Annotated in this window: 20 protein-coding genes; 7 read left to right on the top strand and 13 right to left on the bottom strand. The window is 42.8% G+C overall.

The window, feature by feature from the left end:
* The first annotated feature begins 8 nt into the window (after window positions 1-8).
* Genes rsmI through CQA49_RS01490 form a run of 6 tightly spaced genes read left to right on the top strand, consistent with a single transcriptional unit; the run spans window position 9 to window position 6264 of the window.
* The gene (gene rsmI / locus CQA49_RS01465) at window positions 9-1025 is read left to right on the top strand and encodes a 16S rRNA (cytidine(1402)-2'-O)-methyltransferase (RefSeq protein ID WP_115574191.1); all 1017 of its coding nucleotides are present in this window, start codon (window positions 9-11) and stop codon (window positions 1023-1025) included.
* The gene (locus tag CQA49_RS01470; RefSeq protein WP_115574192.1) at window positions 1022-1846 is read left to right on the top strand and encodes an RNA methyltransferase; all 825 of its coding nucleotides are present in this window, start codon (window positions 1022-1024) and stop codon (window positions 1844-1846) included. The genes rsmI and CQA49_RS01470 overlap by 4 nt, the downstream gene beginning before the upstream one ends.
* Window positions 1847-1850: 4 nt before the next feature.
* Window positions 1851-2930, top strand: a complete 1080-nt coding sequence (locus CQA49_RS01475; RefSeq protein WP_115574193.1) for a hypothetical protein — start codon at window positions 1851-1853, stop codon at window positions 2928-2930.
* Window positions 2931-2933: 3 nt separating this feature from the next.
* A complete protein-coding gene (locus CQA49_RS01480) occupies window positions 2934-3743 on the top strand; it encodes a hypothetical protein (protein ID WP_115574194.1) in 810 nt (269 codons plus the stop codon).
* A 26-nt stretch (window positions 3744-3769) separates the two neighbouring features.
* The gene (locus CQA49_RS01485) at window positions 3770-4987 is read left to right on the top strand and encodes an LL-diaminopimelate aminotransferase (protein WP_115574195.1); all 1218 of its coding nucleotides are present in this window, start codon (window positions 3770-3772) and stop codon (window positions 4985-4987) included.
* Window positions 4984-6264, top strand: coding sequence for a homoserine dehydrogenase (locus CQA49_RS01490; protein WP_115574196.1), 1281 nt, complete (start codon window positions 4984-4986; stop codon window positions 6262-6264). The genes CQA49_RS01485 and CQA49_RS01490 overlap by 4 nt, the downstream gene beginning before the upstream one ends.
* 24 nt (window positions 6265-6288) lie before the next feature.
* Here CQA49_RS01490 and yedF read toward each other — a convergent pair whose 3' ends face one another.
* The 13 genes from yedF to CQA49_RS01555 form a co-directional block, all read right to left on the bottom strand.
* A complete protein-coding gene (gene yedF / locus CQA49_RS01495; RefSeq protein ID WP_115574197.1) occupies window positions 6289-6909 on the bottom strand; it encodes a sulfurtransferase-like selenium metabolism protein YedF in 621 nt (206 codons plus the stop codon).
* Window positions 6910-7004: 95 nt separating this feature from the next.
* A complete protein-coding gene (locus tag CQA49_RS01500; RefSeq protein ID WP_115574198.1) occupies window positions 7005-7961 on the bottom strand; it encodes a thiamine-phosphate kinase in 957 nt (318 codons plus the stop codon).
* A gap of 2 nt (window positions 7962-7963) precedes the next feature.
* Window positions 7964-8797: a carboxylating nicotinate-nucleotide diphosphorylase gene (nadC, locus tag CQA49_RS01505; protein WP_181882580.1), complete on the bottom strand. Its 834-nt coding sequence runs from the start codon at window positions 8795-8797 to the stop codon at window positions 7964-7966.
* Window positions 8798-8856: 59 nt separating this feature from the next.
* Entirely contained in the window at window positions 8857-10215 is a 1359-nt protein-coding gene (gene nhaA / locus CQA49_RS01510; protein WP_181882575.1) for a sodium/proton antiporter NhaA, read from the bottom strand.
* A gap of 33 nt (window positions 10216-10248) precedes the next feature.
* Window positions 10249-11829 (bottom strand): phosphoglycerate dehydrogenase, encoded by a 1581-nt coding sequence (serA, locus tag CQA49_RS01515; protein ID WP_115574200.1) that lies wholly within the window; start codon window positions 11827-11829, stop codon window positions 10249-10251.
* Between the two features lie 41 nt (window positions 11830-11870).
* Complete coding sequence (locus CQA49_RS01520; RefSeq protein ID WP_115574201.1) at window positions 11871-12341, bottom strand: hypothetical protein; 471 nt, start codon at window positions 12339-12341, stop codon at window positions 11871-11873.
* A gap of 15 nt (window positions 12342-12356) precedes the next feature.
* Window positions 12357-14030: a 30S ribosomal protein S1 gene (locus CQA49_RS01525; protein ID WP_115574202.1), complete on the bottom strand. Its 1674-nt coding sequence runs from the start codon at window positions 14028-14030 to the stop codon at window positions 12357-12359.
* Window positions 14031-14095: 65 nt separating this feature from the next.
* On the bottom strand, window positions 14096-15157 hold the full coding sequence (locus CQA49_RS01530; RefSeq protein WP_115574203.1) for an AI-2E family transporter: 1062 nt from the start codon (window positions 15155-15157) through the stop codon (window positions 14096-14098).
* A gap of 26 nt (window positions 15158-15183) precedes the next feature.
* Entirely contained in the window at window positions 15184-16335 is a 1152-nt protein-coding gene (locus CQA49_RS01535) for an Opr family porin (protein ID WP_115574204.1), read from the bottom strand.
* Between the two features lie 111 nt (window positions 16336-16446).
* Window positions 16447-17754, bottom strand: a complete 1308-nt coding sequence (locus CQA49_RS01540) for a polysaccharide pyruvyl transferase family protein (RefSeq protein ID WP_181882576.1) — start codon at window positions 17752-17754, stop codon at window positions 16447-16449.
* A complete protein-coding gene (locus CQA49_RS01545; protein WP_115574206.1) occupies window positions 17751-19253 on the bottom strand; it encodes a Coenzyme F420 hydrogenase/dehydrogenase, beta subunit C-terminal domain in 1503 nt (500 codons plus the stop codon). Before CQA49_RS01545 ends, CQA49_RS01540 begins: the two co-directional genes overlap by 4 nt.
* Window positions 19250-19639, bottom strand: coding sequence for an ATP-binding protein (locus CQA49_RS01550; RefSeq protein ID WP_220271716.1), 390 nt, complete (start codon window positions 19637-19639; stop codon window positions 19250-19252). Before CQA49_RS01550 ends, CQA49_RS01545 begins: the two co-directional genes overlap by 4 nt.
* A 139-nt stretch (window positions 19640-19778) precedes the next feature.
* The gene (locus tag CQA49_RS01555) at window positions 19779-20939 is read right to left on the bottom strand and encodes an FtsW/RodA/SpoVE family cell cycle protein (RefSeq protein WP_115574208.1); all 1161 of its coding nucleotides are present in this window, start codon (window positions 20937-20939) and stop codon (window positions 19779-19781) included.
* A 17-nt stretch (window positions 20940-20956) separates the two neighbouring features.
* Between CQA49_RS01555 and CQA49_RS01560 the strand changes: the two genes are divergently transcribed.
* Window positions 20957-21166, top strand: coding sequence for a hypothetical protein (locus CQA49_RS01560; RefSeq protein WP_147288639.1), 210 nt, complete (start codon window positions 20957-20959; stop codon window positions 21164-21166).
* Window positions 21167-21168: the final 2 nt, after the last annotated feature.

Here is a 21168-nt window from a genome sequence, read left to right on the forward strand (position 1 = left end):
CAAAGTTTGTGCTAAGTCTTGTCCCCACGCCCATTGGTAATTTACACGACATTACTTTGCGGGCTTTGGAGCGACTTTTTGAAGCAGAAGTGATTCTGTGCGAGGATACGCGCGTAGGTAAAAAGCTCTATATGCTTTTGCAAGAGCGCGGGCTTTTTAAGATTCTCTCAAACACGCAAAGCCTAAGCGTGCAAACCACAAACAGCCAAACCCAACAAAATAGGCGTTTTCTCTCTTTTCATTCACATAATCAACAAGAATTTCTCGCCACACTTTCACAAGATTTTTTCACGCAAAAAGTTGTCTATGTCAGCGACGCTGGAATGCCTTGCATAAGCGATCCGGGCGCATTGCTTGTAAATTACTGCATAAGGCATAATATAGAATATGACATTTTGCCCGGCGCAAGCGCTCTTAGCGTGGCTTTTGCCTCTAGCGGGATAGAATCTAGTAATTTTTATTTTGGTGGATTCTTACCGCACAAAAAAAACGAGCGCAAAAGGATTCTCTCTTTTTACGCACGGCTTGAAATCCCCTGCATTTGGTATGAAAGCCCACATCGCCTATTTGATACATTGCAAGACATACAAGAAATTTTGCCAAATGCCTACATTTGCGCGTGTAAGGAACTTAGCAAGCTACACCAAAAGCACTATTTTGGGAATGCAAGCGAAATCCTTAAAATTTTACAAAATAGCAAAATCTATGGCGAATGGGTGCTATGCGTGCAAAATAGCGCGCATTATGAAAGTGTGGAAAAATTTTTACAAAGCTTTCAAGGCTTTAATGAGCGCGCAGATTCTCAAAAAAATATAGAACATTTAAGCCCGCAAAATGGCATTAGTGTGGAAGATATTTTAGCCCTTGAGCTTAGTCCAAAAGCAAAAGCAAAGCTCCTTTCAAAACTCACGCAAAAGCCTATCAAGCTTTGCTATGAGGAAATTTTACAATCTAGCGCATCAAAAACAGCGCAAGCACACGCACAAGATTCTAAGCAAAAAAAATCCCACAAAGGCGCGCGATGATACTTTTTGGCAAACAACCTGTAATGTACGCGTTGCAATACCACAATGATCTAATCGAGGAAATTTTGCTCGCCAAAACCTTGCCAAAAGAGCAATTTAGCGCGTTAAAAAAGTTTGGGAAGCCAATTTGCGTAGTAGATTCTAAAAAGGCACAAGCCCTTTCACATGGGCGCAATCATCAGGGAATCCTAGCGCGCGCAAAAGAGCTTGAGCTTAGCCCTTTAAACGCGCTAAAAAACCACGCGCATTTGCTCGCACTTTGTGGTGTCAGTGATGTGGGAAATATCGGCGCGATGGTGCGTAGCGGCTATGGGCTTGGGGTGGAAGGCGTGATTATCGGGGATTGTCATTTAGCAAAAAGTGCGATTGAAGGCATTGTGCGCACGAGTGCTGGCGCGGCGCTTGATATGCCATTGTGCGTTATTGCGCGCACGATTGAGGTGCTTAATGAGCTAAAAATCGCTGGATTCACTCTTATTGGCGCGGATAAAAATGGGGAAAATCTCAACACACTTTTACAAAATCATCAAAAAACGCAACAAAATCACACACAAAGCGTGCAAATTCCACAAAAAAGCGATAAAATTACCGCTTTACAATCTTTAGATTCTGGCATTTCAGATTCCCATAAAACGCCCAAACCAACGCAAAGTCTGCAAAAATGGGTGCTTTTTATGGGGAGTGAAAATGAGGGCTTGCACCCAAAAATCCTCAAAAAAATGGATATGGTGCTAAGCATTCCCATGCAAAGGGAGTTTAACTCGCTTAATGTCGCGCATGCGGCGGTGATTATACTAGATAGATTACTAAATAGAGGATAAGACAATGCGAAATCAGACATTAAACGAACAGCTCGCCTACCTAAGCGAAGTCGGGCTTAAAGAAATTAGCAAAACAACAAAACTCACTACAAACAAAATTGATGATATCTTGCAAAAGCGCTTTGATAAAATCGATAAAATCCGCGCGAAGGGCTTTATAGCGATTTTAGAACGCGAGTATAATCTCAACCTTTCAGAATGGCTCAAGGAATATACGATTTTTTTAAATAAAGAATCCACGCCCGCACAAAGCGACCCACAATCGCCAATCGCGCAAATCGATCTCAACACACATATAAAAAATCACACAAAAAAACAACCTACAGAATCCCAAACCACCAAACCGCTAGAAAATATCCATTCTCTCAAACTCCCAGAAAAAAAGCAAAACACCCAGCAAACAAAGCCCCGCACGCAAGAATCAAAAAGCATAAAAAACAATCCTCTTATTTTTGTTTTGCTTGTAGTGGTCGCACTCGGCGTGGTAGGCTACTTTGGGTATCGCGTGTTTTGGGACAATGCAAAGGAACAAAAACAAATTGCGCTCAATTCCAAAAAACCTAGCAAGCCAGCTTCAAATATTGAGTTTGCCACGACACAGGAAAACACCCAGCAAGAAAATACAACTCCACAAAAAGAATATGATGGAATCTATGTCGATTATGCTACTCTTCCAGATTCACAAAATCCGCAAGAAACGCAAGATTCTATAAATCAAGAAACAAGCACGCAAGGCACGCAAAATGAGAATCTGACCCGCACGCAAACACTCGCGCAAGATTTGCAAGAGCAAGCACTTCCACAGCAGCTTACCCTTATCCCAAATTCCCAGCTATGGGTTGGTATCATTGAGGTAGAAAGCCAAAAGGCAACGCATTTTAATCTTACCAAAAAGCAGGAATTTGCGCTTGATAAGCCTTTGGTGTTTGTGTTTGGACATAGTGATTTTACTTCGATTCTTGATGGGGAAAATTTCGCGCACAAAACGCGCAATTTTGTGAGATTCTACTTTGATGGCAATGAGCTAAAAGAGATAAATTACGCCACTTACAAACAGCTTTGCCCCAAAGATTATTGGAATTAACCCATGAAAAAACTTAGTTTTTTGCTTCTTATTTGCGCGCTATGTGGGCTTTTTGGCGATGCGCTAGATACAAAAATCATCAATCTCATTGGGGAAAAAAACTACCAAATCAACGCAAATTTTATAAAAACTATTTTTCAAGATAGAAACTCTTATTACAATAACGGCGGGCTTAGCATGAGTAGGATTATTTCCGCGCTTAAAAGTAATGGGCTTTTGCAGCTCAAATTTTCAAGCCCGCAAGAAGTGCAGCTTATCTTTAACGCGCGCACAAGCCCGATTTTGCTTAATCGCACGATTAATGACATTCTCGCAACGATGGGCTATTCTTACTTTAATGTCGCGCGGGCAGATTATGATTCTGGGATTTCGATGATTGAATTTAACTTCGCTACCGAGCATGCGCCTGATCCTGAAGTGATTTTAAGTGAATTAAATAAGCGCGGATTGGTCGGCATTGATATCACGCGCCACAGCCCGCAGAAGTGGGAATATTTGCTTGAGCTAAATAATTTGCAGATTCCAAATTCTCGCGCCATTTCGCAGAATCAAGCGCTCAATTTGCGCGATATTTCCGGGCAATATTGGCTCAATGTCCGCACTCAAGGCAAACTGCAAATCTCAAGCTCGCAAAAATGGTATCCGCGCATCGTGCTTTATGATAGAAATTTGATGATTATTAATTCTTATGTGAGTGAAGATTCTAAAAGCTCAATAAGCTTCAAAGTCCCGCAAGGTGTGAGCTTTATAATGATTACAGATTCTAATAATGCCGCCAATCTCAAAAATGGAATCTCCGTGCAGTTTGAATAGCTACATTACACAAAAGGTGGGAAGCGATGTTTGATGAAATACAATTTGAAAAAATAAGGCGATTGCCAAAATATGTCTTTGCTGCAATTAATGAAATAAAGCTTGCCATGCGCCAAAATGGCGAAGATGTGATTGACTTTTCCATGGGGAATCCTGATGGCGCTACGCCACAGCATATAATTGACAAAATGTGCGAGGCAGCAAATAAACCAAAAAATCACGGCTATTCCGTGAGCAAGGGAATTTATAAACTTAGGGTTGCGATTTGTGATTGGTATATGCGCGAATATGGCGTGAAGCTTGAGCCAAACACGCAGGCTTGCGTCACTATGGGGAGTAAAGAGGGCTACGCGCATTTGATACAAGCAATCACAAGTCCGGGCGATACTGCCATCGTAGCCGAGCCAGCCTATCCGATACACTCTTACGCCTTTATCCTCAATGGCGCAAATGTCATCAGTTTCCCCATAAAATGGAATGAAAAAATGGAGCTTGATGAGGAGGATTATTTTGAAAAACTCCTTGCCTCTTTGCAAGAATCCGCGCCAAAGCCAAAATTTGTTGTCGTAGGATTCCCGCATAATCCAACCACGACAATCGCCTACCTTAGCTTTTATGAGCGTCTTGTGGCGTTGGCAAAAAAAGAGCGTTTTTATATCATTAGCGACATTGCGTATGCGAAGCTTTGCTTTGGGGATTATAAAGCGCCTAGCATTTTGCAAGTGGAGGGTGCACAAGATGTGGCGGTGGAGTGCTACACTTTGAGCAAAACCTACAATATGGCGGGCTGGCGCATAGGCTTTGTGGGGGGAAATACAAAGATGATAGAGGCTTTGCAAAAGATTAAGAGCTGGCTTGATTATGGAATCTACACACCCATGCAAATCGCCGCGACAATCGCGCTCAATGGCGAGCAAGAATGCGTGGATGAAATCCGCGCGAAATACCAAAGGCGCATGGAGGTTTTGATAGAATCCTTTAAATCCGCTGGCTGGGAGATGGCAAAACCGCAGGCGAGTATGTTTATTTGGGCGCAGATTCCAGAATGTGCGAGGAGTTTAGGAAGTATGGAGTTTTCAAAGCGCCTTTTGCAAGAGGCAAAAATCGCCGTGAGTCCGGGAGTTGGCTTCGGACACCATGGTGAGGGCTATGTGAGAATCGCACTCATTGAAAATGAAAACAGAATCCGTCAAGCCGCAAAAAATCTCAAAGCCTTTTTAAAGCAACTAAAGGCGCAGGCGTGAAAAAGCTTAATATCGGAATTATCGGCGTTGGCGTTGTGGGAAGCGCTGTTATTAGGATTTTGGAGCAAAATAAGGCGCTTATTAGCGCGCGGGCGGGCGTTGAGTTTGTCATCAAAAAAGGCGTGGTGCGCGATTTGCAAAAGGCAAAAAAACTCGGAATCTTAGAGGAAAATAAGCTTAGCACGGATTTGGATTCTGTGCTAGAAGACAAAGACATCGACATTGTGATTGAGCTTATGGGTGGTGTCGAGCTAGCCTATGAGGTTGCAAAAAAAGCGTTGCAAAACAACAAAGCCCTAATCACCGCAAACAAGGCAATGCTAGCTTATCACCGCTATGACTTGGCAAATATCGCAAAAGAACTTCCCATAGGTTTTGAAGCAAGCGTGGGCGGGGGGATTCCTATTGTGCGCACGCTCAAAGATTCTCTTGTCTCAAATCATATCCTTGCCATTCGGGGAATCCTCAATGGCACGAGCAATTATATTTTAAGCCAAATGTTTAACCACAACAAGGACTTTGCAAGCGCGCTGAAAGAAGCGCAGAATCTCGGCTATGCGGAGGCTGATCCGACTTTAGATATCAATGGAATGGACGCAGGACACAAACTGCTTATTCTTGCCACGCTAAGTTTTGGTATCAACGCCCTGCCAGAGGACATTTTGATCGAAGGGATTGAAGGCATTACGCCTGATGATATGGAGTTTGCGCGTGAGTTTGGCTATGTGATTAAACTGCTAGGCATCGCAAAGCGTGAGGGGCAATGCGTGGAATTGCGCGTAAATCCTAGCCTTATCCCAAAAAATAGCATGATTGGTAAGGTTGATGGCGTGATGAATGGCATTAGCATTGTGGGGGATTGCGTGGGGGAAAGCATGTATTATGGCGCGGGTGCTGGGGGGAATCCCACGGCTAGCTCTGTGATTGCGGATTTGATAGAAATCGCGCGCGATACGCATTCTAGCATGCTTGGATTTTCGGGCAAGTTTGATGACACGCCACTTTTAAAGCCCATTGAAGAAATCCACTCACGCTACTATATCCGCCTTTACACACAAGATAAACCCGGCGTGCTTAGCCAAATCGCACAAATTTTGGGACAAAACAACATTTCTATAAAAGCACTTTTACAAAAAGAGCATGATACGCGAGGTGTGGCAAAGCTCCTTTTCTCCACACACACAAGCAAAGAATCTGACATTACCACCGCGCTAGATTCCCTGCAAAAGCTCCCAATCATCGTTGATACGCCTTATAAAATCCGCATAGAAGATTAAGCCTTAGGGCATTTGGCGCAGAATCTACAGGCTTACTACGCCTTCGCTTTTTATCATAGATTCCATTGTTTCAAGCGCATTGCCTATCATTCCAACCTTTAGTCGCTCTGTCAAGGCATAATAGCTCAAGCACGAGCCGCAAGAATAAATCTCCACGCCTATTTTTTCAAGCTCTTTTAGCACTTCCACGATTTCATCATTTGCAATCTGGGTATTATCAGTCGTCAGCAACACGCCACGATTAACAAAAATAATCTTTTGGGGCAAAACCTCGCTATTAATGAGCGATTTTAGCAGCGCGTTAATAAGCATCACACCAAGCTCGCCCTCACCCACCTTGTCACCACGCACAAAAAGCACTTTTGGCGTGATTTTATTGCTACGCTCTTTGTCTTTTGGATCAACCTTTGCCTTGATGAGAATCATATATTGCTCGCCTTGAGAATGCCCGATTTCAAACTCATAGCCCGCTGTGCGCAAATAGCGACTAAGATTTTCTTTCGCGCTTAGCGTATTGCCCAAAATCTCGTAGTTTGCGTGCTTGAGTGCTTCTTGTGTAACGCCCATCAGCGCCTTTTTTACCTTTACCACAGGCTCGGGGCATGGCAGATTACGCACATCAATTTGAACAACATTACTACTCATTTTCTCACTCCTTTTTTATTGCAAACACCCAGCCCAAGCGAAGTTGCAACGCATTTTGGTTTTTTTAAGATTCTAGCATATTTTGCCAGAAAAATTTAGTGCCATTTTTTGCAATGCAAAGACACGCGCCCTCTTTTAAATCTTCCAAGCTCTAAAAGGCTTATGCGTGCGCGCTTTGCGCTTTGCTTTAACGCACGCACTTTTTTAGAATCTAGCGCAAAAAGCAATTCATACTCTTCCCCACTTTGCAAACGCCATTTTTGCGCGCTTTTTTGTAACCTCACAAATTCCCTACTCGGCGTAAATCCAAGCTTTGCGCTTGTGGAAAAATTTTGCAAATCCTGCAAGATTCCATCAGAAATATCCATACACGCACAAAGCTTTGTCCCAATATAGCGCATAAAACTAGCGCGCAGTTTTGGGGCTAAAAAGCGCCCCTTAGCTTTTCTTTTTTCTTGCGTGCGCAAAAGCGCCAAAAGCTCTTTGTAACTGCCCCCAATGCTCACTTTCCCAATCCTTACGCGCTCTTGCGTGCAAAAAATTCGCTGATTTTTTTTCGCATTTGCGCGATACAGGGGCTTAGCGCATGTGCCAAAAAGCGTAATGTGAAAATCTAAATTTTCCCCAACCGCGCTATCACCGCCTAAAATCTCTATGTCAAATTCCGCGCTTATCTCCTTTATGCCCTCCACCATTTGCAAAAGCGCGCTTTTTTCTATGTCTTTTGGCAGCACAATGCTTAAAAGCGCGCTTTTTGGCGTGGCATTTTTAGCAATAATGTCTGAAAGATTGACTAAAAATGCCTTTTTTATCGCCTGCTTTGGGCTAAACCACGCGCGCTTAAAATGGATATTTTCGCAAAAGCTATCCATTGTGGCGATAGTTTGGTGTTTTTTTAGGGATTGCAGAGATTGCGAAGTGAGATTTTTAGAATCTAGCGCGTTTAAAACACACACATCATCATCTAGCACGCTTTTTGCGCCAGCACTTTTGCGCGCACACGCGCCACTTTTTTTCAAGGCATTAATAAAAAAATATTCCTTGCTTTGCATAGCTATTGCATCTGCAAGCTAAGATCTATCCAAGTGGCTTGATGGATAAGCGCGCCGATACTTAGCGCATTCACGCCACTTTTGGCATAGGTTGCGAGGTTTTGCAAAGTGAGATTCCCACTTGCTTCAAGCAAAATATGTCGAAATTGAGAATCTCGCAAATTCGCCACCTCGCGCACTTCCTCCGCGCTCATATTATCACACATCACGATATCCGCGCCTGCTTCAAAGGCTTCGCGCGCTTTTTGCAAATTTGGCACTTCGATTTCAATCTTACTTCCCCAAGGAAGTTTCTTACGCGCTTGAGCTACAAATGCGTGTAAATCCGTAATATGCGCCAAATGCGTGTCTTTGAGCATAAGTAAAGAATCTAGCCCAAAGCGATGATTTTGCGCGCCACCATTGCGCACGGAATATTTTTCCAGCGCGCGGAGCAAAGGGCGCGTTTTGCGCGTATCAAGGAGCGTGATAGAATTTAAATTAGAATCTGCAGATTCTAGCGCGCGGACAAATTCCTGCGTCTTTGTCGCAATCCCGCTACTATGCGAAAGCGTGTTTAAAAGCACGCGCTCAATTTGCAAAATTTTTAGATAACTTCCGCGTAAGATTCCTAAAATTGCGCCTTTTTCAAAATGTTGAGAATCTTTACAACGAAGCTCTAAGCTAACCCCAGCAAGCGCGCACAGCTCGCGCACATACAATTCACCGCTAAAAATCCCAGCCTGCTTTGCCATAATATGCGCACAAGATTCTCTATCCTCACTCACAAGCGCGAACAAATCGCCCCTGCCTAGATCCTCGCTCAATGCCTGCTTTAAAAACTTTCGCACAAAAATTCTATCATTTCCAAAGTCCATACAAACCCTTTGCCTTATTTTGCGCGCTTCAATTTTTTCTATCCATTTTTTAAGCTTTTTCTACCCATAAAAAATAAAAATATCGCGCCCAAAATCCCAGCCACGCTTGAAGCAAGCAAGATTGAAACTTTTGCGACATTTTGAGAATCTATACTATCAAACGCAAGATTTGAAACAAAAATCGACATCGTAAAGCCAATACCAGCCAGCACGCCCGCGCCAAAAATATGCGCCCAAGAAATGCCCGCGGGGCGTGAGGCGATCTTGCACTTTTCGCATAAAAAAGTAAAGAGCAAGATTCCCACAGGTTTGCCTATCACAAGCCCCAAAAACACGCCAAGCATAATATGATCGATGGCAAAATTCATCTCGCCTCTAATATCCACGCCCGCATTTGCAAAGGCAAAAAGAGGCATGATTAAATACGCGCAAAGTGGCTGCAATGCGTGCTCAAGGCGCATAAGTGGATTTTGCACATCAATGGAATCCCGCGCCAAAGTCCCAAGCATCTGCACTTGCTCATGTGTGAGTAGGATATTTTTACGCTCATTTTTTTCGATATTTTTGAAGTTTTGCGGAAGCTCATCAAGAAGCTTGATAAATTCTTGACTTTGCATTTTTGGCTTCACAGGGATACAAAATGCAAGCGCGACAGCCGCGATAGTAGCGTGTATCCCGCTATGATGCACGCAAAACCACAAAATCACGCCAAGTCCAAGATAAGGCGCGAGCGTGCGGATTCCAAGTTTATTAAGCGCAATAAGCGCGCCAATCACCACAACCGCGCAAAGTAGCCACACAAAATGCAAGCCCTCCGGCGATGGATAAGCCGTAGCTATCACAATCACCGCGCCCAAGTCATCAGCCACCGCAAGCGTGACTAAAAAAACCTTTAGCGCCATAGGCACGCGCTTGCCAAGCAATAAAATCACACCCAAAGCAAAGGCAATGTCTGTCGCCATAGGGATTCCAAAGCCATGCCAAGAATCTGTATTATAATTGAGCCCAAAATAAATAAGCGCTGGGACGATCATACCACCAAGCGCGCCAATGACAGGAAACGCCGCCTTTTTAAACCCGCTCAAATCCCCAAAAAGCACCTCGCGCTTAATCTCCAAGCCCACCATAAGGAAAAATAACGCCATCAAAACATCATTAATCCAATCATGCAACCTAAAGCCATAAAAATGCTCGCCAAAGCTAAAGCCAAAATTTTCATGCCACAGCCAAAAATAGCTCTCGCTCAAAAAAGAATTCGCCACAATCATCGCGCACACCGCACAAAAAAACAGCAAAATACCGCTGAAAGATTCGGCTTTGAGAAACCTTATAAAAGTTTGCGTCAAGCTCCGTTTAGTAATATCGTGCAAATACTCATTGTGCGTCGTGTTAGCCATTCTTTACCCTCGCTTGAAAAGATTCTAAAAACTTTAGCACACCACATAGCGCAAGCCAAGGCACGCTGGAATTGCCTTAAGCTCGCTCAATACGCCCTCACCCAAAGACTCATCAACGACAACCACCGCCAACGCCTCTTTATCCTTGCGCGCAAGGCGGAAATCCGCGATATTAATATTATGCTTTGCAAGTGTATTTCCCACTGCGCCGATAACTCCGGGCACATCGGTATTTTTGAAAAACACCATTTTGCCTTCCGGCGCAATGTCAAGCACAAAGCCATTCACTGCGGTGATTCTCAAATACTTATCCTCAAACACCGCGCCCTCCAAGCTAAAGCTCTCGCTTTGCGTGCTAAGGGTGAGTTTGAGATGATTTTTATAGGTTTGTGAAAGCTCTTTTGCGCTAAATTTCACTTCCAAACCGCGCTCTTTTGCCACAAATGGCGCATTGACATAATTAATATGATCACCCAAACTCGCACTAAGCGCGCCCACAAGCGCAAAAGTGCTAAGAGAATCTTTATACTGACTTACCTCACCATATGCTTCAATTTGCAAACTCACAAAAGCACCTTTATTTGCCTGTGCAGCGATAAAAGAAAGCTTTTGGATAAGCTCTAAATAAGGTTTAATGCTTGCGGGCAAATCCACTTCTTTAATAGGCAGATTGAGCGCATTTGGGTAGCTTGAGCCACGCGCGGATTCTATAGCGGCAAGGGCTGCTTCAATGGCGATTTTCTCTTGAGATTCTAGCGTGTTTGCACCGATATGTGGCGTCACATAGACATTTGGTAAGTCTAGCAGTTTATTATCAGTGGCAGGCTCTTTATTAAACACATCAATTCCTGCCCAGCGGATTTTCCCACTTTTTAGCCCATCAAACAAATCATCTTCGTTGTAAAGCCCGCCACGCGCGCAGTTGATAAGCACCACGCCATCTTTCATTTTAGCGATTTCTTTGGCGGTTATCATATTTTTTGTTTCGTTGTTTTTGGGCGTGTGGATAGTGATAATATCGCATTTCAAAATCTCATCAAAATCTGTGGTGTATTTGATGCCGAGATCTAGGGCTTTTGTCGCGTTGATATAAGGGTCGTAGGCGAGCACATCCATTTCAAACGCTTTCGCGCGCAATGCCACGCGTGAGCCGATATTCCCAAAACCAATAACGCCCAAGCTCTTGCCCTTGAGCTCCGTGCCATACCAATCTTCGCGATTCCATTTGCGCTCAATCTTTAGCTGGGTATTTGCGCCGGGGAAGTTACGCACGCTATTGATGAGATGCGCCATTGTAAGCTCGACTGCGGCGATTGTATTTGCGGTGGGGACATTCATCACAACAATACCTCTTTTGCTGCAAGATTCTATATCCACATTATCCACGCCCACACCCGCGCGCACGATGGCTTTGAGAGAATCCACGCTTTCTAAAAAGCGCGCATCCACATCAGTAGAACTCCTCGTAACCACCACATCAACGCCCTTTAAGCGCTTCAAAAGCTCATCTTTTGGTAGTGATGCGAGATTTTCAAACTCGATATCATTTTGCGCCTTGAGTAAATCCAACCCGCTTTGGTGTATATGATCGCATACAACAACTTTTAGTGCCATTTCCTCACTCCTTGTTTAATTTCTAAGATTTTGTATTATAGCTACTTTAGCACATATTGGATTCTGTAATAATCCAAATCTTCCAAAAACTTTTTTAGCACCGCGCTATCCTCGATAAACACCATCAAGCGTAGCTTTTCACCCATTTTGTAATAAGTGCTTTCAAGCTTGTGCTGTTTTAGCACCTGCGCGACGCAAAAATATTTATACTCATCAAGCTCTTCAATCTCAATGCTTCTAATACTTTTTGTATCATTCTCATCTGCAAAATCAAACTTTACAAAAAGTTCTGTGGCTGGGTATTGAAAGGTTTGATTCTGCGCGGTTGCATCAGAAAATCCCTCAAGCCATGCTTGTGAATCTTCTTGCGTGGTGAGATTTTCTAAATTTGGAATCTTAGATTCTATTGCTGGCAAAGGCGGGACTTTGCTCTGCTGATAAACGATATAAAACCCGCTAGCAAGCGCCACACACGCCAGCAAAACAACCACAAAATACAGGGCTTTTTTCATTGCTTAAAAGCTTTGCTATTTTGAATCGCTTATTTTATTTTTGATTTTATCCCCTAGCGTCATTCTCTCTTCACTTTGGCTTGCTTCAAACGCGCGCAAATCCTCTCGCTCTAGCTGTCTTTGGAGGTTACGCACGGAAGCGCGGATTCTATTTGCATACACATCAATGCTATAAAGCACGCATTTAAGCGCATCGCCGATTTTGAGAGTTTCTTTTTGCGCGTTTGGAATATCCTCATTTTTGATTAGCACTTCCACGCCATCGACATCAATAAACACGCCAAAATCCTTAATCTCAGTAATTGGACCCTCAACAATGTCATTTACCTTGTATTTTTGCCCAAAATCTTTTGCTGGGGAATCATCAAGCGCCTTTTTGCTTAGCGAAATGCGCTCATTTTTAGAATCTATTTTGATGATTTTTACTTCTACTTCATCGCCGACTTTGAAATTATCCTTGCATTTAAGCCCGCGCTCCCAAAATGCGTCTTCATTATGAAGCAATCCATCAACTGCGCCTAGATTCACAAACGCACCAAAATCAGTGAGTGTTACGATTTTACCCTTTAATACATCGCCTTCTTTATGCTCTTGCAAGAATCCAGCAAATGGCTTACGCAAAAGCTTTTTGAGCGATACGCGCAAGCGGCGATTTTTGGAATCTATCTCAATAATTTCCACATCAAGTTCTTGATTAAGCTTTAAATGCTCGCTTGGGTGCTTAATATTCTTATCCCATGAGATTTCAGAGATATGCAAAAAGCCCTCAATCTCATTGCCCAAATCCACAAACGCGCCATATTCCTCGATATTGCTCACCACTACTTTGATAGTGTAGCCCACTTCTAGCTCTTTTTCTACCTCTTTCCATGGATCTTCGCTCAAAGCCTTGTAAGAAAGCGCTAGACGGCGTTTTTCCTCATCATAATTGATGACTTTTACCTTTATCTTATCGCCAACTTTGAAAAATTTATCAGGATTTACCGGACCCCTATGGCTAATCTCTGTGTAATGGATAAGCCCTTCAACCCCTTCAATCTCCACAAACACCCCAAAAGGCGTGATTTTTTTGACTTCGCCATCATAGATTCTCTCACCTTCCAAAAGCTTTGTAACGACAACTTTTCTATTATCCTTATCAAGATCAAAAAAGCGCTTACGCGAAACGATAATAGAATTGCTTTGAGAATCCACATTTGTAATCGCCACTTTGTAGGTTTTACCCTCAACCTTCGCGCCTTCCTTAAAAGCACAATCTCTACGAGGCAAAAACACATCTACCCCCTCATAATCCATCACATACCCGCCTTTGTTTTTGTGTAAAACTTTCGCTTCGATGATTTTGTCTTTGTAGTTTTCGCCAAGCTCTTTGATTTTTTCCACTACCTTTTTTGAGCGCAACGCTCTTTTATAAGATATGCTTGTTCTGCCACCATTACGCATAACGCTTACTTCGATGCTATCGCCTTCCTTAAAAAGCAAGCCACCTTGAGAATCCTTAATCTCATCAAGTGGCATATAGCTTTCAAACTTGCTATTTGGCAATGCCACGATAACGCTTTCATCTGTTATCTTTATGATCTTACCTACTTGCAACGCACCCTGTGAGCTTACCTTTTCACTTGCATCAAGCAACTGCGCAAAGCTCTCTTCATTTTCATCAACGACATTGTCCAGATTCACTCTCATCTTAACCCTTTTTTATAAAATAAAATTAGCGTGCGCGATTTTAGCCTAGATATGCTTAATTTATCCTAGTCTTTTTGCGCTTTGATAGAATTTTCTTGAAATGGGAAAATTACCTTCCTATACACTCGCAGTAGCGCAATAAAAAGCGCTGTGATGATTGGACCTAGTATAATCCCCCAGAATCCAAACGCCGTAAGCCCCGCTAAAATCGCAAAAAATATCAAAAGCTCATTAATATGTAACGAAGTTTTGAGAATCCTCTTATTCACAATGCGGATAATGATAGGCTTAATGATATTATCAATAAAAAACGCAATAAAAATAAGACTATACAGCGCGATAAAAATCACCGCGTTATAATTCCCCAAATACAGCTCATACAGCGCTATTGGCACCCACACAAGCCCGCCACCGACAATTGGGATAATCGAGCAAAATCCATACATTATGCCAAAAAAGATTCCATCATAGCCAAAAAACGCAATCGCCACGCCAAAGCTTGAACCCTGCAACACGACATTAATCACCGAAGTGTAGCACACGACTTTTAGCGTGTTTATTACCTCGCTTAGCACATTTTGCACTTGGATTTTGTCAAAAGGAATGAGCGCAAGAAGGTATTCATACAGGCGCATACCATAAAAATAAAAGAAAAATAAAAACACCACGATAAAGCCCGTATCCACGACAAATTCTAAACTTCTCTTGCCGATAATTGAGCTAAGATTGAGAATCGAAGAAAAAAGCTCCGCGCCAGAAATCTTAGAAAGCGCCTCTTGCACGCGTATTTGCGCTTCAGGGATAATCTCACTCCAAGCAATAATCTTTTCTTTCAGCCCTTCAATAATCGCGCTAAAACCTTGCATATCAGCGCTTTTTATCATCTCAATAAGCGAGCTAAACACAAATATCACCGGCACAATGAGTATCAAGCACAGCGCGCACACGCTCAAAAATGCCGCGACTATTTCAGAGCGCACGAGTTTTAAGATTCTATGTTTCAAGCCAAAAGTCGCAATGCAAAGCAACAGCGCGATAAGCAGATTCATTAAAAAAGATTCGTATAAAAAATAAATCCAATACAGCGTGAAAAAAAACACACCCCAGAAAAAATAAATCGCTTTCATAAATCTTTCCCCGCCTCACTTTCTCTCTAAAATTTAAACTGCAAAAACATTCTACCTAGCACATAATTGCGCCCATCACTTGCGAAAATATAATCATCAAGCATAATATTTGCATTATTAAACATACCTATGAAGCCCCCGCCAAATATCACATCCGGCGCGATTGTGATACGCGCATTTGCCTCCCAGTTGAAAATATATTTCGAGCCAATGCTTGTGTTTCTAATTGCAGATTCTAAAACAAGGTGATTTTCAAAAGTGTATTCCAGCACGCCATAAAGCGTATTTGCATCAGCGTAAAATAGCCCTTCTCTACGCTCAAAAGGGCTACTTTGCCCGAAAGCATCAATGCCGCTTATGCCATTTTTTGACACGCTCATAAATCCACCGCCAAACTTCACGCCAGCCCATTTCACGCCACCTTCTACCCACACAAGCGCGCCATCGCCATCAGTGCGCGAAGATTCTATAACTTCATTTCTACCAATATAAGAAAGCAAATGCACATTTGCATACAGCGTAGAATCCCCTAAAGTCGGCTTTTCTAGCATAAGCTTAATCCCAAAGGCGCTAAAGCGATTTGGTGCAATATAAAAATATGGCGAAATTTTGATAGGTGAGGCAGGAAGTGCCAACATCAAATCTCCAAAAAACACGCCACTTTTGCCGAAAGGATTGCGATATTCAGACATACGATAATTTGTCACATACGCATTTGCATTAATCCACAAAAGCCGCACAGCAGCATTTTGATTAAGCGCGTATTGCACATGCGCGCCTTGATTATAGAACTGCACCCATTCCGCGGTGGTGTAAAAGCGCCCAGCTTGCACTTTGATTCTGTCATTGCGCTCAAACTTCCCATAAAGTTCAGTCAAAATAAAATCATCTTTTGTAGAGTTAAAATCCCCGCGCGTGTATTCATACATCCGCATAGCCATCCACATAGAGCCACCAAAGCTAATGCCAGAACTATTTGTGGGCGTATCATAGCCAAGTGAAACATTCACATCAGCAAAATTCGTGCGCCGCTCTGTCATATTTTGAAAATACAACCCAAAATGCCCGCGAGGCTTCCCCATCATAAGATATTCGCCCACACTCTCCGCACCAAGCCTTGTGAGTAGCGCCAAAACCAGCACCAACAACCCAGCCTTAATTGCTCCTTGTTTATTCAAAACCAAATCCTTTTGTGTATGCTTAATCCAAATCTAAAATGTTTTTGTTTCAGCAAAAAGGATTCCAAAAAATTAAAAAATAAATACTAAATATTGCTTAAGGCTCGCAATTTAGGAAATAAACGCAAAAACTTCTTTTTGCAAAAATACCTTTCCTTTCTCCACAAACGCATTGATTTTAGAATCTACACTTTGCCAATCAATACTATCACGCTTTTGCAAAGTAGCACTTATAACTTCTTGCACTTGCGAAATATCAGTAAGAACGCGATTTTCTAACCCGCTTACCTTTAGCAAAGTCTCTAGGCGCGTATGTGCGTCATCACTTTTTAAGCGCAGATAATAAAAAGGTGTATGCATGATAATCGCAAACACGCAACCATGAAAAGAATTTGTAATCATCATTTGAGAATCTCTCACTGCGCCGAGCCATTCCTGTGGTGTGGGAAAAAACTGCGTTTGTAAGTCGTATTTGCATGAGAAATCTGGGTGCGCATTGGTGTATAAAAATTGATATTGTTTGATGATTTCCATAAGAGCATTTTTGTCAATAAAAGTCTCCGCACCAAGCATATAAACAAAAATATCATTTTGTACTTGAAGTGGGGAGAGAATGCGTTCATAATCTGCCTTTTTTAAAAGCATCGTAGGATCTGCCACGCACACACCTTGCAAGCCCAAACTTTCAAGGATTCTCACCCCCTGCTCTTCGCGCACACTTATCGCATCAAAATCACTAAGCGCCTTGCGCGCATATTCCTTGATACTTTTTGACTTATCTATATTATCTGAGATTTCTTTTAGTCCAAAGCTCGCAGCATAAGAGACTTTGCGCGCATGCAGTTTGGATTTATCAACAAAATTTAGCATATAATATTCCGAGCGTTTTTTGACGGCATTATTTAAGATATTATCCACACTCCAACAATTCCACACTTGATCACTCCCCGCGATATAAATATCTGCCCACATATCATCTTTATAGCCCTCATAATCCCTAATTTTTAGCGGGATAAGATTGATATTTGCCTCTCTAAACTCTAAAAATTTACGCTTAGATTCTATATCTTGTATATATTGCGAAAAATATTCATAGCCCATCATTTCAGTAAGACGACTATCGCGTTCCCATTGCATAAAACTTTCCTTACCTAGCAAAAGTCTTGCTTTAAGTCTTTTTATTGCTTTGAAAGCTTTTTCGCCAAATATTTTTAATATAAATATCTTTATATATTTACGCCATGAAGATTTGGAGGCAAAAAACGGAGACACATTTAACTGCCTCACTTCCGCATTGATCCCATTTCTTGCGATTTCATCGCGCAAATAGCGTTGCAACGCATAGGCTTGCAACACCTGCCCGTAATTATGCCCATCCCAATTAAAAGTCACCACACCAATAGTTACTGGTTTTTTCATCTTGCTATCCTTTGTTTTAGTTTTTTGATACGAGGTTTGAGGAAGTCCTTTGCCCTGCGTGGAAGCAAAAGCAAAATGACTTTTTTGATGCATCGTTTTACAAAGCGCACAAGGCGCGTCAAAAATGGAGTTTTTGTGAGTTTGTATAGGAGATTTACCGCCTTGCGCGCCGCCTTTTGGCGCGCAAGGCTTTGTAAAGATTCTGTGCTAAATTCTTTACATTTGCGCTCATACAAGCCTATGATTTTGGCGAGAATCTTTTTGCGTCTTTTATTGATAAAGCCACTTTTGATAAGCGCAGGATTCCCGGATAGCACGGCATGTATGCTTGATTTTTGCACCTTAGCAAATGGCGTGATGGAATCTAGCCATTTATGCGCGTTTGCGTTATTAAAAATCACACAGCTAATGCCCTTGTCATCCACAAATTCCGGGTGGAAATTCCTCACGCCCCAAAAATCGCCAAGCGTGATATCCGCGCCACTTCGCATATCTTTGGAAAAACAATTTTCGCAACTAGGGCGCGTGATCGTGTGTCCCAAAAACCCCGTGTAGTAAGGCGATAAAGTGTGTGGTATTGTCTTTGTCTTTGTCTTTGTCTTTGTCTTTGTCTTTGTCTTTGTCTTTGTCTTTGTCTTTGCGGCAAAAATGCCCCTCTCCCAACCATAATCTTTACCGCGGAAATTAAAATCAAGTAGCTTAGAATCCTCCCCCTCAAGCATGCTTTCTTTGTAGATTCTCCATATTTTTGGGCTCGGCACAGAGTTGCAAATCACTTCGATTGTAAGGAGGTTTGGGTATTTTTTACGCAAAAACGCATTAAGCCCGTGAATCTGGCATTGAACGCCACTAAAAAGCACAAGCCTACCCGCGCGCAAAAATTCTTTAGCTTTGATGAAACAATCACCAATGGGCGATTCCACATATTTTGAGCGGCGGAAATTATCAAGCTCTTGTAGGGATTCTATAAAGCTGTGGCGCACTTCGAGGTTTGCCACACCATTTGTTGTATCGCCTGCGCGGGAGTGAATCCCGCTTGGCTCCGCTTCGCGCGCATACTCGGCGTTTTTTGGTTGATGAGATTCTAAGATTCTGTCTCGCTGGCTGGAAGTTTGGGAGCTTGTTTTATCAATTGTATCGCCTGCGCGGGAGTGAATCCCGCTTGGCTCCGTTTCGCACATATACTCGATATTTTTTGGATTCTTAGATTCTGCGACGCTATTTGCTTCTTTGAGGTTTTTTGTGGATTGCTTTAGATTCTCTAAATCTTCGCAATGAGACGCGAAGTTTTCAGAATCTGGTTTCACATACCCCGCGCCAAACACCACACCGCCCTGCTCCAAAACTGCGCGCGCCAAAAGGCTAAACACGCCACCGCTTGAGCTTTTTAGGCGCAAGGAATCATCATTTGCCTTAATTGCATAGGCTTGCGGGATAAACTCCGCGCTAAAATCTTGCGCGCCTACTTGATTTTGCAAAACAGAATCTAGCGCACTCACGCGCTTTTCTCCTGCTGTCGTATGGTTAGAATCTGAAAGGTTTGTGTTGGTAGAGTTAGGGGATTGTGTTTTTTGCTTAGTAGATAATGCCCCCCCCCCCCTAGGGCTATTTTCGCGTTTTCAAGCGCGATGAAATGAAGTGTTTGATTTGGCGCGACTTTTGGGAAAGCGGATTTTTTACGCACGCTATCATAAGGCGCTGTATGTAAAAATGGCAATGTCGGGCAGACAATCTCGCACTGCTTGCATTCCGTGCAAGTCACCTCATCAACATGCGGATATATAAAGCCCTCAAAATCCTCGCGCATCTCTATGCTATCGTGCGGACAGGCGCTATAGCACGCATGGCAACCACAGCATAACTCATATTTTGGCAAAATCGGCAAAGTCATTCCTTGAAAATAGAATCTAAAAAAGTCGCTATTGTAGCCAAAAATCTTTAAAGGCTTTTTAAGGGCAATGAATCAAGGTAAAATATGCACGCGAAGCGGAGCTTTGGCGGACTTGTTCGCCAAAGTGATATATTTAAAGATGCGCTTTGCGTGAAATGCTTAAAACTAAGCCAATGGCAAGGCAGTTTGCAAGCAACGAGCTTCCACCATAGCTGATAAATGGCACCGCGATGCCCTTAATCGGCGTAATACCAGAAATCCCAAAAGCATTGATGATAAACGAAAACGCAAGCAACAGCGCCACGCCCACACAAAAAAGATAATAAGTCATATTTTGCACGCGATTTGCGATTTTAAAAATATAAAAAAGCATCGCACAAAATAGCACCACGACAAAAAACAGCCCCACAAAGCCCAGCTCCTCGACAATCCCAGCCAAAATAATATCCGTATGCACTTCGCTTAAAAAGCCAAGTTTTATCACGCCTTCACCCAAGCCATTGCCGAAAAATCCGCCATTTGCGATGGCATTGCTCGCGTGGTAGATTTGATAAGGCTCAGGAAGATTTTCTACGCGCAAAGATTCCGCCAAACCTTGAGGCAAAAGCGCGAGGATAGAATCTTGCGCGTTCGCCCACCACAGCTTCACACGCATAATGCGATGCGGACTTGTCACAATCGCCACAAGCCCCACACTTAGCGTTGTCAGCATGATAATCCCCAAAAGTCGCAAGCTCCCGCCCGCAAAAAGTAGCATAAATCCAAGTGTAAGCGCAAGCACAATCACCTGTCCCAAGTCATTTTGCAAAACCGCTATCAGCACCACCGCCACAAAAAACAGCGCCAAATACGGAATAAAAGTCTTAATCTCATCAATCAACCGCACATGCTTTTTGGTGCTAAATTTGCGCGAAAAGCTCCACGCCAAAAAATACACAAAGCCGATTTTGAAAAATTCCGAAGGTGCGAGAGAAAAGCTAGGCAGGCGAATCCAGCGCTTTGCACCACCAGCGGAACTTACCAAAGAAGTTGGCAAAAAATGCATCCCAATCATTAAAATGAGCGAGAGCAAAAACAGCGCAAGCCCGATTTTTTTGAAACTTTCATCTGGCTCAAGTTGCGCGAACAGCCACATCAAAAGGATTCCGATGATTGCGACGAAAAGCTCGCGCTTAAGAAAATGAAATGGCTCGTAATTAAAAAAACCCACCAAATACACCGCAAGCGAATACGACATAAGCACGCCCACGCAAATAAGGCTAATGCTAATAAAAAAAAGTCGTTTGTTTGCCAAAAGGATTCCTTAAATTTGTGTTTGCTTTATGCGCGTGTCCTTGTGCGCGCGTTTTGCCAAATCTCGCTATTTTTTTGCGCGTCTCTAAAAATTTTTGCACGCCTAAAATCCGCGAACTCTACCTAAAAAAGCTTTTTATGTCAATACAGCCGCTATTTGTGAGCTTGCAAGATATGCGGATTCTAAAGGTGGATTCTAAAAATTCCAGCCAGCGCGATAGAATCTAAAA

This window comes from Helicobacter sp. MIT 00-7814, assembly GCF_003364115.1.
Classification (GTDB): domain Bacteria; phylum Campylobacterota; class Campylobacteria; order Campylobacterales; family Helicobacteraceae; genus Helicobacter_F.